Source organism: Roseovarius gahaiensis (assembly GCF_011601345.1).
Taxonomy (GTDB): Bacteria; Pseudomonadota; Alphaproteobacteria; order Rhodobacterales; family Rhodobacteraceae; genus Roseovarius; species Roseovarius gahaiensis.
The window spans coordinates 94,517-112,457 of sequence record NZ_JAAORB010000004.1; the positions used below are offsets into that span (position 1 = coordinate 94,517).

Here is a 17,941-nt window from a genome sequence, read left to right on the forward strand (position 1 = left end):
GACCATGGCTGGCCCGTGTTGAGACTCAATACATAGCGATTCCAGAATGTTTTCTTTGATTTAAATCAAGAGTCCTAGGTTCATAATTTAAACATAGAAGATACCGCACAACTCAAGCGTCTTGGATAGGTCAGCCTTGCGCAGGCCACAGCACGGGAATCAACGTCGCCACCAACAGCGCGGCCATGATCCAGTTGAACACCCGCAGGCGCGCCGGGTTTTTCAAAAGGCGGCGCATCTGCTGGCCCAGCACGGTCCAGCTGGTGGTGCTGATGGCCGATACCAGAACATAGACAGCGGCCACCCAAAGCACGGCCGCCAAATCGCGGCCGCTGGCATAAAGCGTGATCGCCGACAGGGCCATGGACCACGCCTTGGGATTGACCCACTGGAATGCTGCCGATTGCAAGAATGTCAGCGGGCGCCCGTCATGACCATCGGCCGCGCGCGCCGGGGGCGCGGCATTGGCGATTTTCCACGCCAGATAGAGCAGATATGCCACGCTAAGCGTTTTCAAGATTGTATAGCTGGGCGGCCAGAGGTCGAACACCTGCATCACGCCGATGCCAACACAAAACACCATAGCCGGAAACCCAAGCCCGATGCCCAGCATATGCGGCACCGTGCGGCGAAACCCGAAATTCGCCCCTGACGCCATGAGCATCAGGTTATTGGGCCCCGGTGTGATTACCGTGACAAAGGCAAAGGCAACGAGGGCGGTCAGCAAATCAAACGTCATGCCCGCATCCCTAAACCGCGATGGTCAGATCGGCAATCTGGATCAGGCCGATTTAGACCGACCGCGTCGGGCGATCCCCCGTGCCGCGCCTGCGAAGCGTCGCAGCGGCCGATCTGACGGCCCGCTCATCCGCCCTGTCAGGCGGCCTCGCGAAACGGGCCGTCAGGCCCGGTGAGCAGCTGCACCCTAGATCCGGCCCTTCCATGGCACCAGCCATGCCTCGGCCTTGCGTGTCAGGATATCGATGGCATAGCCAATAATACCAATCAGGATGATACCCATGATCACGATATCGGTGTTCTGGAAGCGGGCGGCGACCATGACCATCATCCCGACACCTTTCTCGGCGGCGACAAGTTCGGCGGCCACAACAGTGCCCCAGCATACCCCCATGGCCACCCGCGCACCGGTGAAGATTTCCGGCAGGCTGTTGGGCACGATCACATGGCGCATCAACTGCCACTTGCTGGCGCCCAGCGAATAGGCCGCATGCACCTTGGAAATCGCCACACCCGACACGCCCGCGCGCGCCGAAATTGTCATGATCCAAAGCGCCGCCAGAAACAGCAGGATGATCTTACCGGATTCACCGATCCCGGCCCAGATGATGACCAGCGGGATCAAGGCCAAGGGCGGCACCGGGCGCATGAATTCCACAATCGGGTCAAACCAGCCGCGGAACCAGTTGCTCAACCCCATCGCGTAGCCAAGCGGGATACCCACCGCCGCGCCGATGACAAAGCCCACGATCACCCGGAACAGCGACCAGAACAAATGCTCCCACAGGGTGAAGTTCTGATAGCCTTCGCTGGCGATCTCGCCGACACGGGCCACCACAGCCTCGGGCGCGGGCAGCCAGATCGGTTCCATTTGCATGCCCTTGGCCGGGCTGAAATTGAGCGAGCCTTTCGCCGTCACGGCAACCGATCCATCGACAACGCGCACGGTCTCACCGGGCGCGACCGGCTGGCCGTCAATCGCCACCACCTTGGCGCCCTCCTTGCGCTTGACCTCGTCGTTCTTGTCCATCAGCAAAAGTTCGGACCGCCAAGCGCCAACCTTGATCGCATCGTTTTTGGCAAAGCCGTCGCCGGGCTGAATCTCGGGCTCCTCGGCGTCTGCGCCCACCTTGAAGACACGGGCATAAACCGTGGCATCGTCGCGGCGGCCATCCGGGGCTTCAAGCGTGTAGGTGAATTGCGTATCGCCCACAAACGGGCCTGGCGCATGGATCGGCACCCATTGCGACCCGGTGAAGGCCCCCCACAGCAGGAAAATAGCAACAATCGAGATCACGCTGGCCCAACGATCGGGTTTGACCGCGCTTTCATCTCCGAATGTCACGGTTTTCAGCGAGGTGAAATCCTGCATTTGGCGGAATTTACGGACCCCGAAACGCACCAAGAAAAAAGCCGCCGCGAATATCACGACATAGAGTATCAGAATAGTCATGCCGAAGCCTCCTCGGAGCGGCCCATGATCTCTTCTTCCATGTCCCAGATCATCGACAGGATTTCTTCGCGCTTTTCCCCGAATTCAGGGTTTTTCTTGACCTCGCGCAGATCGCGACCCACGCCGTCATCGGCAAACGGCAAGCTGTATTCCTTATGGATGCGGCCGGGGCGCGGGGCCATGACCAACAGCCGTTCGCCCAGCAACAGCGCCTCTTCGACGGAATGGGTGATCAGGATGATCGTCTTGCCAGTTTCTTTCCACAGCTTGAGGACCAGACCCTGCATCTTTTCGCGTGTCAGCGCATCCAGCGCGCCCAGCGGTTCATCCATCAAGATCACGTCAGGATCATTGGCCAGACAGCGCGCCAGCGCAACGCGCTGCTGCATCCCGCCTGACAATTCGTAAACGGCCTTGTCTTTGAAGCCCTGCAAGCCGACAACATCCAGCAGGTGATCAACCGTTTCGCCCCATTGTTTTTCACGTTTTCCGGCCATCCGGGGGCCGAAACTGACATTGTCGCGCACGCTCATCCACTCGAACAGCGCGCCTTGCTGAAACACCATGCCGCGTTCGGCATCCGGGCCGGTGACAAGATGGTCGTTCAGCATGATCCGCCCCTCGGTGGGGGCCAGAAAACCGGCAAGGATGTTCAAAAGCGTGGTCTTGCCACAGCCCGACGGGCCCAGAACGCTCATCAATTCGCCGGTATTGAGGGTCAGAGATACGTCCTTGAGGGCCTGCACGTGACTGCCATTGGGCAAATCGAAACGCATCGAGATATTTTCGATGGATAGCGTCGACATCCCACCTCCGTTCGGTTGTTATTTTGAATTTTTGCGGGCGGAAGGGGCGCGGGCCGCCGTGGTGTTCCAGCGGCCCGCGCGATCACGCTTTGCTTACATCTCGCTTGCCTGCGTCAGCGGGCCAAGATTGACATTGTCCACATACGTGTCGAGCGCCGCATCGATACTGCCGGCCTCGACGAACACGTCAGCCACGCCTTTCATGAATTCCTGTGCGCCACCGTCCAGCCACTTTGCGGTCAACTGGTCTTCGACGGTTGGGAACACGAATGTGTCAATGGTGGCTGCCGTCGCCTCGACATCCATACCGCTGTCCTTGGCGATGACAGGCAACATTTCATCGCGATTGGCCGGATCGGCCCACATGGCGTTGGCGTCTGCCGTGACTTTCAGGAAATTGGCCACAACATTGGGGTTTTCGGCAATGAAATCGGCCGGGCCGCTGGTGACGTCAAACACCAGAATACCCAGTTCTTCCTTTTCCGCCCCGGTCAGCAGCACGTTGCCATGCTCCTTGGCACGGCGCAGTGATCCGCCCCAGCCACAGAACATATCAACCGCACCCTGTGCGATGGCGGCAGCCCCTTCGGGCGGGGCCATGTTGACCACATCCATGCTCGAGATATCGACGCCGAAATGGTTCATCTGCTTCAAAAATCCGTAATGCGCGGCGGTGCCGAGCGGCACGGCAACTTTTTTCCCGGCCAGTTCATCCGCGTTCGTTTTGTCGATTTCCAGTACTTCGGCGACAACACAGTTGTCGTTGTCGGCATAAGACACAGCGACATCGACCACTTGCAAATCCTGCCCGGCGCTGGTGGCCACGACGAAGGGCGGCACGCCCTGACTGACCGACAGTTGCACATCACCCGAGGCCATCGCCGCACTCATTGCGGTGCCGGTATCGAAGGCACGCCAATTCACGGTCATGCCAAGCGCTTCGTCATAGGTGCCTTGAACCTTGGCGTATTGGAACGGCATCGGCCATTCAAGGAAATACGCTACGGTTAGATCTTGGGCCGTCGCGGCGGCGCTGCTGGCCAAAAGGGCAGCTCCCGCTGCGGCGGATATAAGGGTGGATTTGATCTTCATGTGGCAAACTCTCCTGTTGGTCTTTTGTTTGTCGTCGGGCGGAATTTTCGCAGTTCCCGGCCCGGTCAGACCCAAAACACACCAAATCCCACCAAACCTGTGATTTGTAACGATATCCGATCCGAATTTGTGATTCCGATCAATGTTTTTATGATCTCGCCCTTGGTATTTCGGATTTTTGGAAAGGCCAATTCGGGCAAAATGCACGAAATTGTCGCAGCTCCGCGGGGCCTTGTAGATAACACTATTTATATGTGTCGCCCACTGGTCATAAGATTAATGTCCAACTGGATATATCGGAAACCTGGCATTAAAGGCTGAATAGAGCCTAGAATAAAGCGCAGGCCTTTGCCTGCCACCCCGGCCATTGGCCGGGCCTTATCGGATGGAGCACCCACTCATGGATGGCAACCTGCAGAACGACATCGAAAAAATCGTCGAGGCCGATCGCGCCCACGTTTGGCATCACTTGACCCAACACAAACCACTGGAAACCGGCGAGCCGCGCATCATCGTCGAAGGGCGCGGCATGCGCGTGTGGGACCAGCACGGCAAGGAACACCTTGATGCCGTCTCGGGCGGGGTTTGGACGGTGAACGTGGGCTATGGTCGCGAACGCATCGCGAATGCCGTGCGCGACCAGTTGATCAAGCTGAACTATTTCGCAGGCTCGGCAGGGTCTGTGCCCGGTGCGCAATTTTCGGAAAAACTGATCTCGAAAATGCCGGGGATGAGCCGTGTATATTACACAAACTCGGGCTCGGAGGCGAACGAGAAAGCGTTCAAGATGGTGCGCCAGATCGCGCACAAACGGTATGGCGGCAAAAAGCACAAGATCCTTTACCGTGACCGCGATTATCACGGGTCGACCATCGGGGCGATGTCGTGTGGCGGGCAGGACGAACGCAATGCGCAATACGGCCCCTTTGCGCCGGGGTTCGTGCGGGTGCCGCATTGTCTGGAATACCGCGCGCAATGGGATTTGTCGGGCGAGGAATATGGCCAGCGCGCCGCCGATGCCATCGAAGAGGTGATTTTGGCCGAAGGCCCCGATACTGTGGGCGCGCTCTGCCTTGAGCCTGTCACGGCAGGTGGCGGCGTGATCACCCCGCCCGAGGGCTACTGGCCGCGCGTGCAGGAAATCTGCCGCAAATACGATATCTTGCTGCATATTGACGAAGTCGTCTGCGGTGTGGGCCGCACCGGCACGCATTGGTTCGGCTATCAGCATTACGGGGTTGAACCCGATTTCGTGACCATGGCCAAGGGCGTGGCCAGCGGATATGCCGCCATCGCCTGCTGTGTCACCAACGAGCGTGTGTTCGACATGTTCAAAGAAGACATGACCGATCCAATGGACTATTTCCGCGACATCTCGACCTTTGGCGGCTGCACCGCCGGGCCAGCCGCGGCGTTGGAAAACATGGCCATCATCGAGGAAGAGGGCCTGTTGGAAAACACAACGGTCATGGGCGACTACATGCTGGACCAGCTGCACGCCCTGAAAGACAAGCACAAGGTCATCGGTGACGTGCGCGGCAAGGGCCTGTTTCTGGGGGCCGAACTGGTGGCTGACCGCACCAGCAAAGAGCCGGTGCCGGAAAAGCACGCACAGGCCGTCGCCGCCGACTGCATGGCGCAGGGCGTGGTGATTGGCGTGACCAACCGCTCGATCCCCGGCTTCAACAATACACTGTGTTACTCCCCGGCGCTGATCGCCACCCGCGACGATATCGACCAGATCATCGCGGCCACCGACAAGGCGCTGACCAAGGTCTTTGGCTAAATCAATCCGGCCATTGATTTCCCCTCCTGCCCGGTGCCTTCGCGTGCCGGGCTTTTTTATGGGGCAAAAGGATCGTCCGGATACCCTACCCCGGCCAGATACAGACCCTGCGGCGGACAAACCGGGCCACAGGCCGCGCGGTCGCGCGCCTCTAGCGCGTGCTTGACATCCTCGGGTGCCCACGCGCCTGCCCCCACACGCTCCAGCGTGCCGACAAAACTGCGCACCTGATTGTGCAGGAACGACCGGGCGCGCAGGTGAAACTGCAGCTCGGGGCCGCCAACGCCCTCGACGCGCTCAATCTCAAGAGCATCCAGCGTTTTAACCGGGCTTTGCGCCTGACAGATCGACGACCGGAAAGTGGTGAAATCATGATGGCCCAGAAGGTGCGCCGCACCCTCGCGCATCGCCGCGATATCCAATTCATGCGGCACCTGCCAAACCAACCCCTTGTCCAGCGTCGCGGGCGCGCGCCGCATCAGCAGGCGAAACAGATAGCGCCGTTCGACAGCGGAAAACCGGGCATGCCAGTCCTCATCCACCCGCGCGCAGGCGACGATGGCCACCGGCTCAGGCTTCAGATGATAATTCAGCGCCTCGGACAGGCGGAACGGCGTCCAATCCTTGGTCAGATCGCAATGCGCCACCTGCGCCAACCCATGCACGCCCGCATCCGTACGGCCAGCGGCAGCAATGTTGTGCGGCCCCGGCTCCAACCGGGCCAGCGCCGCCTCGATCGAACCCTGCACCGAGGGCTGATCGACCTGCCTTTGCCAACCGACAAAAGGCGCACCGTCATATTCCACTTTCAACGCGTATCTTGGCATAGCTGCCCAATACCCCGCCGCCCCTAGGGGAACAATCCCCCAAACCTCCCCTCTGGCAACTGAGCGTGTGCGTGGCTATCTTGGTCAGGGCACAGGCAGGGGGCCGCAATTGATCATCACCGATATCACCGATGGCCTGACACGTAAGGTCGGGACTGTGACCGACACCCTGTCGGAATCCCTGTTCGAGCCGGTGATACGGCTGGGCGTGACCGGACTGTCGCGCGCCGGTAAGACGGTATTCATCACCTCGCTGGTGTCCAACCTGATGGATCGGGGCCGGATGCCCGGCCTGCTGGCCGCCTCTGAAGGCCGGATCAGCGCGGCGTTTTTGCAACCGCAGCCAGACGATACCGTGCCGCGATTTGACTATGAAACCCACCTTGCCGCGCTGACCGCGCCCGAACCGCGTTGGCCCGACAGCACGCGCGCCGTATCGGAATTGCGCCTGTCGCTGCGGGTCCGTCCCACAGGGCTGCTGTCGGGGTTGTCGGGGCCACGCACCGTGCATCTGGATATCGTGGATTATCCCGGTGAATGGCTGCTGGATTTGGCCCTGTTGGACAAGTCTTATGCAGACTGGTCGGCCGAGGTGCTGGCCCGTCTGGCAGATCGCCCGCAAGCCACCGATTACCTGACACAAGCGCAGGCCACCGACCCCGCCGCCGCGCTGGATGAACCCGTGGCGCAATCGCTCGCCAAAGGGTTCACTGCCTATCTGAACGCGGCCCGCGATGCCGGGTTTTACGATTGCACGCCGGGGCGGTTCCCGCTGCCCGGCGACATGGCCGGATCCCCCGCTCTGACCTTTGCCCCGCTGGCCCCGCCCGACAAACCGTCGCGCAAATCGCTGTGGCGCGAAATGGAGCGCCGGTTCGAAGCCTACAAGGCGCAGATCGTCAAACCGTTCTTCCGCGATCATTTCGCCCGGATCGACCGGCAGATCGTGCTGGTGGATGCCTTGGGTGCCATCCATCGTGGGCCCCGCCCTGTCGAGGATATGCGCCGCGCCATGGCCGACATCCTGTCAGCCTTCCGTCCGGGGCGGAACGCTTTTCTGACCCGCCTGTTGATGGGCCGCCGGGTGGAAAAAATCCTGTTTGCCGCCACCAAGGCCGACCACCTGCACCACACCCAACACGCCCGCCTGACGGCGATCATGGCGGCACTGACGCGCGACGCCCGCGACCGCGCCGATTTCGCCGGGGCCGACACCCAAGCCATGGCCATCGCCGCGCTGCGCGCCACAGTCGAGGAAACCGTGCAGCACAACGGGCGACCGCTTGAGTGCGTGCGCGGGCGGCTGCTGGACACCGGCAAGCAGGCGGCGTTCTATCCCGGTGACTTGCCCCAAGACCCCGCCCGCCTGCTGGCCCCGGCGCGCGAGGGCGCAAAACACTGGCTAGACGCCGATTATCAGGTGATGAATTTCGCGCCCGCCCGTCTGAGCCTGAGACCCGGCGAAGGCCCGCCGCATATCCGGCTGGACCGGGCCGCGCAGTTCCTGATCGGGGATCGGTTGTGACCCCGGTGCGCGCCCATATCGGTCATGCACCGCATCTTCTGGCCATCCTCTGGGCGTTCACCCGCGCCACGCCGTGGCTGCCGCAGGTCCGCTCTCGGCTGACCGATATGCGAGTCATGGCAAAGGTGATCCACCGGGGCTGGGTGCAAGTTGTGTATGACAGATACGGCCCGGCCGGGTTCATCGCACGCGACGGTGGGCGCATCCATGCGCTTTATGTGCATCCCCGCGCCCGTGGTCAGGGGCTGGGCCGGACGTTGCTGGATGATGCCAAAGCGCGCGCCCGTCAGTTGGATTTATGGGTCTTGCAGGCCAATACAGCCGCGCGGGGCTTTTACGCGCGCCACGGTTTTGCCGAGACCACCCGCACCCACGGCGCGGGCAATGATGAAAACTTGCCCGATATCCGTATGGTCTGGCAGGCATCGCACAGGGGACCGCAATGACCAAAGGCCCGATCCTGATTGATCTGGAAGATGACGCAGATGCGCCATCCCCGGCCACCGCGCCGCCGGTGCCCGACCCCGATGCACCACCCCCACCCGAGGGGCGCGCGATGCAAACCGTGGCCACGCTGGCCGCGCGCAAACCATCAAAGCTGGCACGACTGTTCTGGGGGTTACTGCTGGCGTTCCTTGGCGCGGCTGTATCGGTGGCCGCTTGGGATTTCATCACCGGGCTGATGACGCGCGCGCCGCTGTTGGGCTATGCGGTCACAGGGCTGGCAGCGGCCTTTTTGCTGGTGCTGTTGATCATCGCGCTGCGCGAATTGCAGGCCATATCCAGATTGGCGCGACTTGACAGACTACACTCGCGCGCCGACGCTGCACTGAGCGCCGACAGCCTGCGTGACGCGCGTGCCGTGGTGTCCGATCTGACCCGGCTTTATTCCGGGCGCGACGATACAAGTTGGGGGCGCGAGCGCCTTGCCGATCTGAGCGGTGATCAATTCGACGCCGGCGCATTGCTTGGGCTGGCCGAGACCGAAATTCTGATACCGCTGGATCAGGTCGCCATGCAAGAAATCGAAGCCGCCGCACGGCAGGTGGCCACAGTCACCGCTATTGTGCCGCTGGCGCTGGCTGATGTGGTGGTCGCGCTGACGTCGAACCTGCGCATGATCCGGCGCATCGCGGAAATCTATGGCGGGCGCGCGGGCACCTTGGGCAGTTGGCGGCTGGCGCGCGCCGTGATGACGCATCTGGTGGCCACAGGCGCCGTGGCCGTGGGCGATGATCTGATCAGTTCGGTCGCGGGCGGTGGTGTTGTGTCGAAAATCTCGCGCCGGTTTGGCGAGGGCGTGGTGAACGGCGCGCTGACCGCGCGGGTGGGTGTGGCCGCGATGGAGGTCTGCCGACCGCTGCCCTTTGCGCAAACCCGCCGCCCATCTGTGACCGGCCTTGTCAAACGCGCTTTGACGGGCCTTTTCAGCTCGCGCTAAACCCTGTGCCGTCAGGCCAAAAAGCGTATGCGCAGCCAAGGTGCCGACGAACAACGCCCCGGCGTGGGCGCGCCCCGCTTAGACAGATTTCAACAGGCGCAAGGCGTCATAGATGGCCGCATGGGTGTTGCGCGACGACACCGCATCGCCGATGCGGAACAACTGAAACGCGCCGTCGGGATTGGGGGCCAAGGCCTGTGGCTTGCCTGCAATCAGGGCGTCATAATCGATCTGCCCCAGATTGGACGACAGCGGTTTAAGGTCAAAATACAGATCGTCCAATGGCCGGGTGCCATAATTCACCACGATCTGATCCACCCGCCGTTCGCGCGTGACACCGCCATAATCGCTGCCGATCTCGGCCAGCACTTCATTGCCGTCCCGCCGCGCGGCCAGCAACCGCCATGTGACGGTGAACGTGGCATCCAACTGTTGCAAGGCGCGCATGTAGGGCGTCAGCGACATGCCCGTCACCTCGGGCGCAAAGGCGCGGTCGGGGGTCATGATTTCCACTTTACCACCGGCCTGCGCGATGATTTCAGCGGCTTGCAACGCAGCGTTGTCGCCTGCCTCGTCATGGATCAGCACGTTCTGGCCCGGCTGCGCATCGCCCGACAGGATATCCCACGTTGATACAACAAGGTCGTTGCCGTCGCGCAGCATCTCGGTATGGGGCAGACCGCCGGTCGCGATCACGGCAACATCGGGCGCAGCAGAGGTAACAGTGTCAGCCTCGGCATAGGAATTGAAGTGAAACTCAACGCCCAACCGTTCACATTCGGCCATCCGCCAGTCAATAATCGACAGCATCTCGCGGCGGCGGGGCGATTGCGCGGTCAGGCGAATTTGCCCACCCGGATCATTGGCGGCCTCGTGCACGACCACGTTGTGACCCCGTTCCGCGGCAACGCGGGCGGCCTCCATCCCGCCGGGGCCGGCCCCGACGATCAACACCGATTTCGCCTGACTGGCAGACGGGATGATATGCGGCTGAGACAGCTCCCGCCCCGTGGCGGGATTGTGGATGCACAAAGCCTTGCCGCCCTGATAAATGCGATCAAGGCAGTAATTCGCGCCGACACAGGGGCGAATGCGGTCTTCTTGGCCCTGCATGATCTTGCGCATGATATGCGGCTCGGTGATGTGGGCGCGGGTCATGCCGACCATATCCAGTTTGCCACTGGATATGGCATGGCGGGCGGTGGCGACATCGGGGATTTTGGATGCATGGAAGACCGGAATATCCACCTCGGCGCGCAAATCGCCCGCGAAATCCAGATGCGGGGCGTTGCGCATCCCCTGCACGGGGATCACATCGGTCAGGGCTGCATCCGTGTCTATATGGCCGCGGATCACGTTCAGGAAATCGACCAGCCCGCTGGCTTTCAACCGCTTGGTAATCTCGGCCCCTTCGGCCTTGGTGATCCCGCCTTCGGCCTGTTCGTCGGCGACATAGCGGATACCGACTATGAATTCCGGGCCGACACGATCCCGAATAGCCCGTAGCACGTCAAAGCCAAAGCCAAAGCGCATGCGGTTTTCCAGATCGCCGCCATAGGGGGCATCCAACGCATTTAGACGCGGCGACCAGAAGGCATCCATAAAGTGGCCATAGGCCTCAAGTTCGATCCCGTCGAGGCCCGCCGCCTGCATCCGCTCGGCGGCATCGGCGTAGTCCTGAACGATGCGCGAAATATCCCAGTCTTCCACCACTTTGGGAAAGGCGCGGTGCGCCGGTTCGCGTTCGGGGCCGGGCGACACGGATGGCAGCCAATCGCCTTTGTCCCAGCGGGTGCGCCAGCCTAAATGGGTCAGTTGGATCATCACCGCGCAATCGTGATCGTGGCATTCATCCGTCAGCTTTTTCATCCAGCCGACGACCTCATCCTTATAGGCCAGAATATTGCTGAAGGCTGGCGGGCTGTCGCGCGATACCACGGCCGATCCGGCGGTCATGGTCATCGCAACGCCACCCTTGGCGCGTTCGACATGATAGGCGCGGTAGGCATCCTTGGGCATCCCATCCTCGGCATAAGCCGGTTCGTGAGACGAGATCATGACCCGGTTTTTCAGGGTCAGGTGTTTCAATTGATAGGGCTGAAGCAAGGGATCGCTGGACATCTGCACACCTTCGCGAATCTGGATGGTTCAGCGGCAGGTTGCGAATAATGTTCATATGTGTCAAGTTTTAAGACATCAGTGTATATTTTTTAAAACGATGGCCCGCCCATGACGGATAAGCAAAAAGAAAGCGGCTGGCGTGGATCGCGCGACGTCTGGTTAAATGCCGCCCTTACGGCACTGATCGACGGTGGGGTCGATGCGGTAAAAATTCAGCCATTGGCCAGTGAAATGGGCCTGTCACGCACCAGTTTTTATTGGTTTTTCAAAGATCGAGCTGACCTTCTGGCGGCTTTGCTGGACCATTGGGAGGCCTTGAACACCGCCAACCTACTGGAGTCTGCAAACGCCTATGCCGCCACCGCGAACGAGGCTGTTTTGAACGTGATCGCCTGTTTTATCGACAACACGCAGTTCGATCAGCGGCTGGAATTCGCGATCCGGGGATGGGCCCTACAATCGCCAGAGGTGATGACCCGCCTGCGCGACAACGACCAGCAGCGCATCAGCGCCTTGCAAACCACGCTGCAAAGCCATGGCTATGACCGGCAAGATGCCTATGTGCGCATCAGCACGCTCTATCACGGGCAGATTGGCTATATCTCGATGCAGGTTGAGGAAACGCTGGACACCCGGATGAAACGGGTGCCGTTTTACACGCGCACTTATACAGGGACTGCGCCCAGTGATGATGAACTCGCCCGCTTTTATGCCCGGTTCAATTATGTCCCGGCAGCGCCTTAGTCCTTGGGCTGATCGTCAGCCCATGTAGGATGGAACCGGCCAGCCGGTGACAGGGTGAAGATCTCTGCGCCCTGTGCGGTCACGCCGATGGAATGTTCAAACTGCGCCGACAGGGATTTATCACGCGTGACCGCCGTCCAGTCATCGGCCAGAACCTTGGTTTCGGGGCGGCCAAGATTGACCATCGGTTCAATGGTGAAAAACATCCCCTCTTCCAGAACCGGGCCAGTGCCCGCGCGCCCATAGTGCAAAACATTGGGCGGCGCATGAAACACCCGGCCCAGACCATGGCCGCAGAAATCGCGCACCACCGACATGCGCTGTGCCTCGGCATAGGTTTGGATCGCATGGCCAATATCGCCGAAGGTGTTGCCGGGCTTGACCGCCTCGATCCCTTTCATCAAGGAATCATGGGTCACCTTAATCAACCGCTCGGCCTTGCGCGATAGCTTGCCCGCCACGAACATGCGGCTTGTGTCGCCGAACCAACCATCGACAATCACCGTCACGTCGATGTTCAGGATATCGCCATCTTTCAGCTTTTTGTCACCGGGGATGCCGTGGCAGACCACGTGATTGACGCTGATGCAACTGGCGTGCTTGTAACCCTTGTAGCCGATGGTTGCGGATGTCGCGCCAGCGGCGTTCACCTTGTCTTCGATGATGCGGTCCAATTCGCCGGTGGTTTGTCCGGGAAAGACGTGCAGAGCCACGTCATCCAGAATGCGCGCCGCCAGTTCACCGGCTTTGTGCATGCCGGCAAAGTCGGCCTGTTCATGAATTCGAATACCATCTCTGGTCACTCGTCCGGTGTGTTTCTGGGTCACGCGTGCCTACCAAGTCTTGATCTATATTGCCTGTATCTAAGACTTTTTCCGCCAAAGCGCCAGAGGCTGTAACGGCGTGTTACATACCTAGGTTTCTGTGCAAATGCACACCGTATCCTGTGCAAATCGGGCATAGCGTGCTTGGTTGCAAAGAGGGCCGCGACAAGATTAAGCTAAGATGATACGAGCGGTTCGTCGCGCAGACGTTATCTTGATTTCCTGAAAGGTTTGTCATGCTGTCTTTTTCCAGGCCTCTGGTGGCCCTAGCCGTCCTGTTTTCCGCCACAGTGCCCGGCATTGCGCAGCAATCAGACCAGCCCGTGGCGGTCACTGTCGTAACTGTGCAGCCGCAGACCGTCACCCTGACCTCGACATTGCCGGGCCGCGTTGCCGCGTCGGCGCAGGCCGAGGTGCGCCCGCAGGTCAACGGCATCATCACCGAACGGGTGTTCACCGAAGGCGGCGAAGTGCAGGCCGGTGACCCACTGTATAAGATCGACGCCGCCAGCTACGAAGCCGCCGTTCAACAAGCTCGCGCCAGCGTGGCGCAGGCCGAGGCGCAATTGGGCGCCGGCCGCCGCGATGCAGAACGCCTGATCGAGTTGCAGGCCCGCAATGTTGCCAGCGAGCAAGCGCTGGACGAGGCACAGGCAGCCCGTGATTCGGCAGAAGCCGCGCTGGAATTGGCGCGCGCGCAACTGAACGCCTCCGAGATCGAGTTATCGCACACCACCATTCGTGCTCGTCTTTCCGGGCGCATCGGCCTGTCGCAGACCAGCCCCGGCGCGCTGGTCACGGCCAGTCAGGCACAGCCAATGGCCGTGATCCGAAATATTGACCCGGTTTATGTGGATGTGACCCAATCCGCCGCCGAACTGCTGCGCTGGCGGCGGGGCGAAACCGAAGAAGAGCTGGCCGGGGCCGACAACACCGTGCGGCTGACTTTGGCAGATGGATCTGAGTATGGCGAAACCGGCCGTTTGCAGGCGGCCGAGCCGAATGTTGACCCGCAAACCGGCGTGGTCACGCTGCGCATGCAGTTCGACAATCCCAAAACGCTGCTTTTGCCGGGCATGTATGTGCAGGTGAACATGCCGGTCGAGGTCGTGGATGATGTCTATCTGGTCCCGCAAGAGGGCGTGGTGCGTGATCGTCGCGGACGACCAACCGCATGGGTTGTCAACGCCGACAACGTGATCGAGGACCGCGCGCTGAACATCCTTCAGGATCGTGCCTCGGACTGGGTTGTAGACACCGGGCTGGAACCGGGCGACCGCGTGGTTGTGGCGGGCTTCCAAAAAGCTGCGCCCGGGGACACCGTCACCCCCGAAAACCGCGCCACGCCGGATGACGCGGGCGACGATCAGTGACGCACGGGGGCGTATAGCACATGGCACGTTTTTTCATCGACCGGCCCGTATTTGCGTGGGTCATCTCGATCATCATCATGGGGATCGGCATTTTGGCGATCCGTATGTTGCCGGTCGCGCAATACCCGCAAATCGCGCCGCCTTCGGTGACGGTTGCTGCCAGCTATCCGGGGGCCTCGGCGAACACTGTGGCCAATACGGTGACACAGGTGATCGAACAACAGATGACCGGGCTGGACGGGCTGCGCTATTTCTCGTCCTCATCAACGGCGGCGGGCACTGTGGAACTGACCCTGACGTTTGAAACCGGCACCGATGTCGATATCGCGCAGGTGCAGGTGCAAAACAAACTGAGTCAGGCCACACCGCTATTGCCCGAGGCCGTCCAGCGGCAGGGGTTGACCGTTGAAAAATCATCCGCCGGGTTCCTGATGGTGGTGGCGCTGATTTCATCCGATGGCAGCCTCGAACAGGTCGATCTGGCCGATTACATGGTCACCAACCTTGTGGATGAGTTAAGCCGGATCAACGGTGTTGGATCGGTCAATGTGTTTGGCGGGCAATACGCCATGCGAATTTGGCTGGACCCGGCCAAGCTGGCCGCGTTCGAATTGACCCCTGCCGATGTGGTGGCCGCCGTCTCGGCCCAAAACGCCCAGATCTCGGCCGGGGCGTTCGGGGCGCGCCCTGCGGTCGATGGTCAGCAATTGAACGCAACGATCACCGCGCAATCCCTGCTCAGCACGCCCGAGGATTTCCGCCAGATCGTGCTGCGCGCCGAAACCGATGGCGGGCTGGTTCTGCTGGATGATGTGGCGCGCGTCGAAATCGGGGCCGAGAATTATTCGACCATCGCCCGCTTCAACGCCGCCCCGGCGGCGGGTATGGCGATCAGCCTTGCACCGGGGGCCAACGCGCTGGACACCGCCGAAGCGGTGAAAGAGCGGATGGCCGAATTCGCCCGGTTTTTCCCCGAAGGCGTGGATTACGTCATCCCCTATGACACCACGCCGTTTGTCGAGATTTCGATCAAGGAGGTGGTCAAAACCCTGTTCGAAGCGATCGGGCTGGTGTTTCTGGTGATGTTCCTGTTCCTGCAAAACCTGCGCGCCACACTGATCCCGACGCTGGCCGTGCCGGTCGTGCTACTGGGCACCTTTGGGGTGCTTGCAGCGGCAGGATTTACCATCAACACACTGACCATGCTGGCGATGGTGCTGGCCATCGGCCTTTTGGTGGATGATGCCATCGTCGTGGTCGAAAACGTCGAACGCATCATGGAGGAAGAAGGCCTGCCACCGCGCGAGGCCACGCATAAATCCATGGGGCAGATCACCGGCGCGCTGATCGGGATTGCCATGGTGCTATCGGCGGTGTTCGTGCCCATGGCGTTCTTTCCCGGCTCGACCGGTGTGATCTATCAGCAATTCGCGATCACCATCGTGTCGGCAATGGCGCTGTCGGTGGTGGTGGCAATCACGCTGACCCCGGCGCTGTGTGCCTCATTGCTCAAGCCCAAGGGGCATGGCGCAACCCGCGGGCCTTTTGCCTGGTTCAACAAAGGCTTTAACGGCGTGTTATCCGGCTACACCGGCACCGTGCGCTGGAGCGTGCGCCGCCCGTTGCGGGTGGGCCTTGTGTATCTGGCACTGGCCGCCGCGATGGTTTTTTTGTTCATGCGCACGCCCACCGGGTTTCTGCCCGAGGAAGATCAGGGCATCCTGTTCACCTTGATCCAGACCCCCACAGGCGCCACCGCCGAACGCACGCTGGATGTGGTCAAGCAGGTCGAAGATTATTACCTGACCCAAGAACCAGAGGTGGTGAAATCCATGTTCGGGGTTGTCGGCTTCAGCTTTGCGGGCAGCGGGCAGAACATGGGCATCGCCTTTGTTCAGCTTAAGGATTGGGATGAGCGCCCGTCGCCTGCGCAAAGTGTTCAGGCGCTGGCCGGGCGGGCCTTTGGCGCGTTCAGCCAGATCCGTGATGCGCAGGTGTTCCCCATCGTGCCGCCCTCGGTGATCGAACTGGGCAACGTGTCGGGCTTTGATTTCTACCTGCAAGCACGCGATGGCCAAAGCCACGAAGACCTGATCAACGCCCGCAATCAGGTGCTGGGCATGGCGGGGCAAAGCGATGTCGTCACCTCGGTCCGACCAAGCGGCTTGGAAGATGCCGCGCAATTCAATCTGGATATCGACTGGCGCAAGGCCGGGGCCATGGGGCTGACACCGACGGATGTGGGGCAGTTGCTGCAAATCGCGTGGGCCGGGACATATGTGAACGACTTCATCGACCAAGGCCGGATCAAGCGGGTCTATGTGCAGGGCGAGGCCGACGACCGCGCCACGCCCTCGGATATCGAGAAATGGCGCGTGCGCAATGCCAGCGGCGGGCTGGTGCCGTTTTCCAACTTCGCCGAAGGGCAATGGGATTACGGCGCGCAGGGGCTGTATCGCTATAACGGCATCCCGTCGATCCAGATCCAAGGCTCGCCCGCGCAAGGCGTCAGCACCGGCGAGGCGATGGCCGAAATGGAGCGGTTGGTGGGACAATTGGGCGATGGCTATGATCTGGCTTGGACCGGGCTGTCGCTGGAAGAACGGCAATCGGGCAATCAGGCCCCGCTGCTATATGCCCTGTCACTGGCGGCCGTGTTCCTGTCGCTGGCAGCGCTTTACGAAAGCTGGTCCATTCCTTTCGCGGTGATGCTGGCCATGCCAATCGGGGTGTTGGGCGCTTTGCTCGGCGCGTGGCTGGGGGCGTTTGAAAATGGCGTGTTCTTTCAGGTGGGGCTGCTGACGGTGATCGGCCTGACCGGCAAGAACGCCATTCTTATCGTCGAATTTGCCCGCGACCGATACGAGGCGGGCGAGCGCGTGATTGACGCCGTGGCCGAAGCCGCGCGCCAGCGTTTCCGCCCGATCATCATGACCTCGATGGCGTTTTCGCTGGGGGTTCTACCGTTGGTGCTAAGTTCCGGCGCGGGGTCGGGCGGGCGCAACGCGATCGGCTCGGGCGTGTTGGGCGGCACCTTGTCGGCCACCGTTCTGGGGGTGATCTTTGTGCCGCTGTTTTTCGTGATCGTCACCCGCCTGTTTCGCAAAACCGGCGGAGGTTGAGGGCAAGGGGCGAGTTGTCCGGGTGGACCTGTTCGATGACGGCTTTCAGTGTAGGGAGCGGACCTTTCCTATACGCCAAGGCCAGTTAG

General features: G+C 61.1%; 14 protein-coding genes. 7 read left to right on the top strand and 7 right to left on the bottom strand.

What is annotated here, in order from left to right; translation table 11 throughout:
* Positions 1-130: 130 nt before the first annotated feature.
* From HAT86_RS04035 to HAT86_RS04050, 4 genes are all read right to left on the bottom strand, one after another.
* A complete protein-coding gene (locus tag HAT86_RS04035; protein WP_167193657.1) occupies positions 131-739 on the bottom strand; it encodes a LysE family translocator in 609 nt (202 codons plus the stop codon).
* Positions 740-925: 186 nt separating this feature from the next.
* Positions 926-2,191: an ABC transporter permease gene (locus HAT86_RS04040; protein ID WP_167193659.1), complete on the bottom strand. Its 1,266-nt coding sequence runs from the start codon at positions 2,189-2,191 to the stop codon at positions 926-928.
* Positions 2,188-2,997, bottom strand: a complete 810-nt coding sequence (locus HAT86_RS04045; RefSeq protein ID WP_167193661.1) for a taurine ABC transporter ATP-binding protein — start codon at positions 2,995-2,997, stop codon at positions 2,188-2,190. The genes HAT86_RS04040 and HAT86_RS04045 overlap by 4 nt, the downstream gene beginning before the upstream one ends.
* Positions 2,998-3,090: 93 nt before the next feature.
* Entirely contained in the window at positions 3,091-4,089 is a 999-nt protein-coding gene (locus tag HAT86_RS04050) for a taurine ABC transporter substrate-binding protein (RefSeq protein WP_167193663.1), read from the bottom strand.
* Between the two features lie 400 nt (positions 4,090-4,489).
* Between HAT86_RS04050 and HAT86_RS04055 the strand changes: the two genes are divergently transcribed.
* A complete protein-coding gene (locus HAT86_RS04055; protein ID WP_167193818.1) occupies positions 4,490-5,875 on the top strand; it encodes an aminotransferase family protein in 1,386 nt (461 codons plus the stop codon).
* Between the two features lie 56 nt (positions 5,876-5,931).
* On the opposite strand, the gene truA is transcribed toward HAT86_RS04055, so the two are convergent.
* Positions 5,932-6,702 (bottom strand): tRNA pseudouridine(38-40) synthase TruA, encoded by a 771-nt coding sequence (gene truA / locus HAT86_RS04060; RefSeq protein WP_167193665.1) that lies wholly within the window; start codon positions 6,700-6,702, stop codon positions 5,932-5,934.
* A 109-nt stretch (positions 6,703-6,811) separates the two neighbouring features.
* Here truA and HAT86_RS04065 point away from each other — a divergent pair, with 109 nt between their 5' ends.
* From HAT86_RS04065 to HAT86_RS04075, 3 genes are read left to right on the top strand one after another with little or no spacing between them, the layout of a single operon-like run.
* Positions 6,812-8,227 carry a YcjX family GTP-binding protein gene (locus HAT86_RS04065; RefSeq protein WP_167193820.1) on the top strand — a complete coding sequence of 472 codons (1,416 nt, stop codon included), beginning with the start codon at positions 6,812-6,814 and terminating at the stop codon, positions 8,225-8,227.
* A complete protein-coding gene (locus HAT86_RS04070; protein ID WP_167193667.1) occupies positions 8,224-8,673 on the top strand; it encodes a GNAT family N-acetyltransferase in 450 nt (149 codons plus the stop codon). Before HAT86_RS04065 ends, HAT86_RS04070 begins: the two co-directional genes overlap by 4 nt.
* Complete coding sequence (locus HAT86_RS04075; protein ID WP_167193669.1) at positions 8,670-9,668, top strand: YcjF family protein; 999 nt, start codon at positions 8,670-8,672, stop codon at positions 9,666-9,668. The genes HAT86_RS04070 and HAT86_RS04075 overlap by 4 nt, the downstream gene beginning before the upstream one ends.
* 78 nt (positions 9,669-9,746) lie before the next feature.
* Here HAT86_RS04075 and HAT86_RS04080 read toward each other — a convergent pair whose 3' ends face one another.
* Positions 9,747-11,789, bottom strand: a complete 2,043-nt coding sequence (locus tag HAT86_RS04080; RefSeq protein WP_167193671.1) for an NADH:flavin oxidoreductase — start codon at positions 11,787-11,789, stop codon at positions 9,747-9,749.
* 108 nt (positions 11,790-11,897) lie between these two features.
* Between HAT86_RS04080 and HAT86_RS04085 the strand changes: the two genes are divergently transcribed.
* Positions 11,898-12,533, top strand: coding sequence for a TetR/AcrR family transcriptional regulator (locus HAT86_RS04085; protein ID WP_167193673.1), 636 nt, complete (start codon positions 11,898-11,900; stop codon positions 12,531-12,533).
* Here the strand turns inward: HAT86_RS04085 and map are convergent.
* Positions 12,530-13,360: a type I methionyl aminopeptidase gene (map, locus tag HAT86_RS04090; RefSeq protein WP_167193675.1), complete on the bottom strand. Its 831-nt coding sequence runs from the start codon at positions 13,358-13,360 to the stop codon at positions 12,530-12,532. The two genes, HAT86_RS04085 and map, sit on opposite strands and share 4 nt — an antisense overlap.
* Positions 13,361-13,593: 233 nt before the next feature.
* Here map and HAT86_RS04095 point away from each other — a divergent pair, with 233 nt between their 5' ends.
* Positions 13,594-14,730, top strand: a complete 1,137-nt coding sequence (locus HAT86_RS04095) for an efflux RND transporter periplasmic adaptor subunit (RefSeq protein WP_167193677.1) — start codon at positions 13,594-13,596, stop codon at positions 14,728-14,730.
* Between the two features lie 20 nt (positions 14,731-14,750).
* Positions 14,751-17,852, top strand: coding sequence for an efflux RND transporter permease subunit (locus HAT86_RS04100; protein ID WP_167193679.1), 3,102 nt, complete (start codon positions 14,751-14,753; stop codon positions 17,850-17,852).
* Positions 17,853-17,941: the final 89 nt, after the last annotated feature.

What these genes read in the sequence shown, in the direction of transcription:
- HAT86_RS04035 (WP_167193657.1), bottom strand. Translation starts at nt 739, where the DNA reads ATGACGTTTGATTTGCTGACCGCCCTCGTTGCCTTTGCCTTTGTCACG.
- HAT86_RS04080 (WP_167193671.1), bottom strand. Translation starts at nt 11,789, where the DNA reads ATGTCCAGCGATCCCTTGCTTCAGCCCTATCAATTGAAACACCTGACC.
- HAT86_RS04095 (WP_167193677.1), top strand. Translation starts at nt 13,594, where the DNA reads ATGCTGTCTTTTTCCAGGCCTCTGGTGGCCCTAGCCGTCCTGTTTTCC.
- HAT86_RS04040 (WP_167193659.1), bottom strand. Translation starts at nt 2,191, where the DNA reads ATGACTATTCTGATACTCTATGTCGTGATATTCGCGGCGGCTTTTTTC.
- HAT86_RS04085 (WP_167193673.1), top strand. Translation starts at nt 11,898, where the DNA reads ATGACGGATAAGCAAAAAGAAAGCGGCTGGCGTGGATCGCGCGACGTC.
- HAT86_RS04075 (WP_167193669.1), top strand. Translation starts at nt 8,670, where the DNA reads ATGACCAAAGGCCCGATCCTGATTGATCTGGAAGATGACGCAGATGCG.
- HAT86_RS04055 (WP_167193818.1), top strand. Translation starts at nt 4,490, where the DNA reads ATGGATGGCAACCTGCAGAACGACATCGAAAAAATCGTCGAGGCCGAT.
- HAT86_RS04050 (WP_167193663.1), bottom strand. Translation starts at nt 4,089, where the DNA reads ATGAAGATCAAATCCACCCTTATATCCGCCGCAGCGGGAGCTGCCCTT.
- HAT86_RS04045 (WP_167193661.1), bottom strand. Translation starts at nt 2,997, where the DNA reads ATGTCGACGCTATCCATCGAAAATATCTCGATGCGTTTCGATTTGCCC.
- truA (WP_167193665.1), bottom strand. Translation starts at nt 6,702, where the DNA reads ATGCCAAGATACGCGTTGAAAGTGGAATATGACGGTGCGCCTTTTGTC.
- HAT86_RS04100 (WP_167193679.1), top strand. Translation starts at nt 14,751, where the DNA reads ATGGCACGTTTTTTCATCGACCGGCCCGTATTTGCGTGGGTCATCTCG.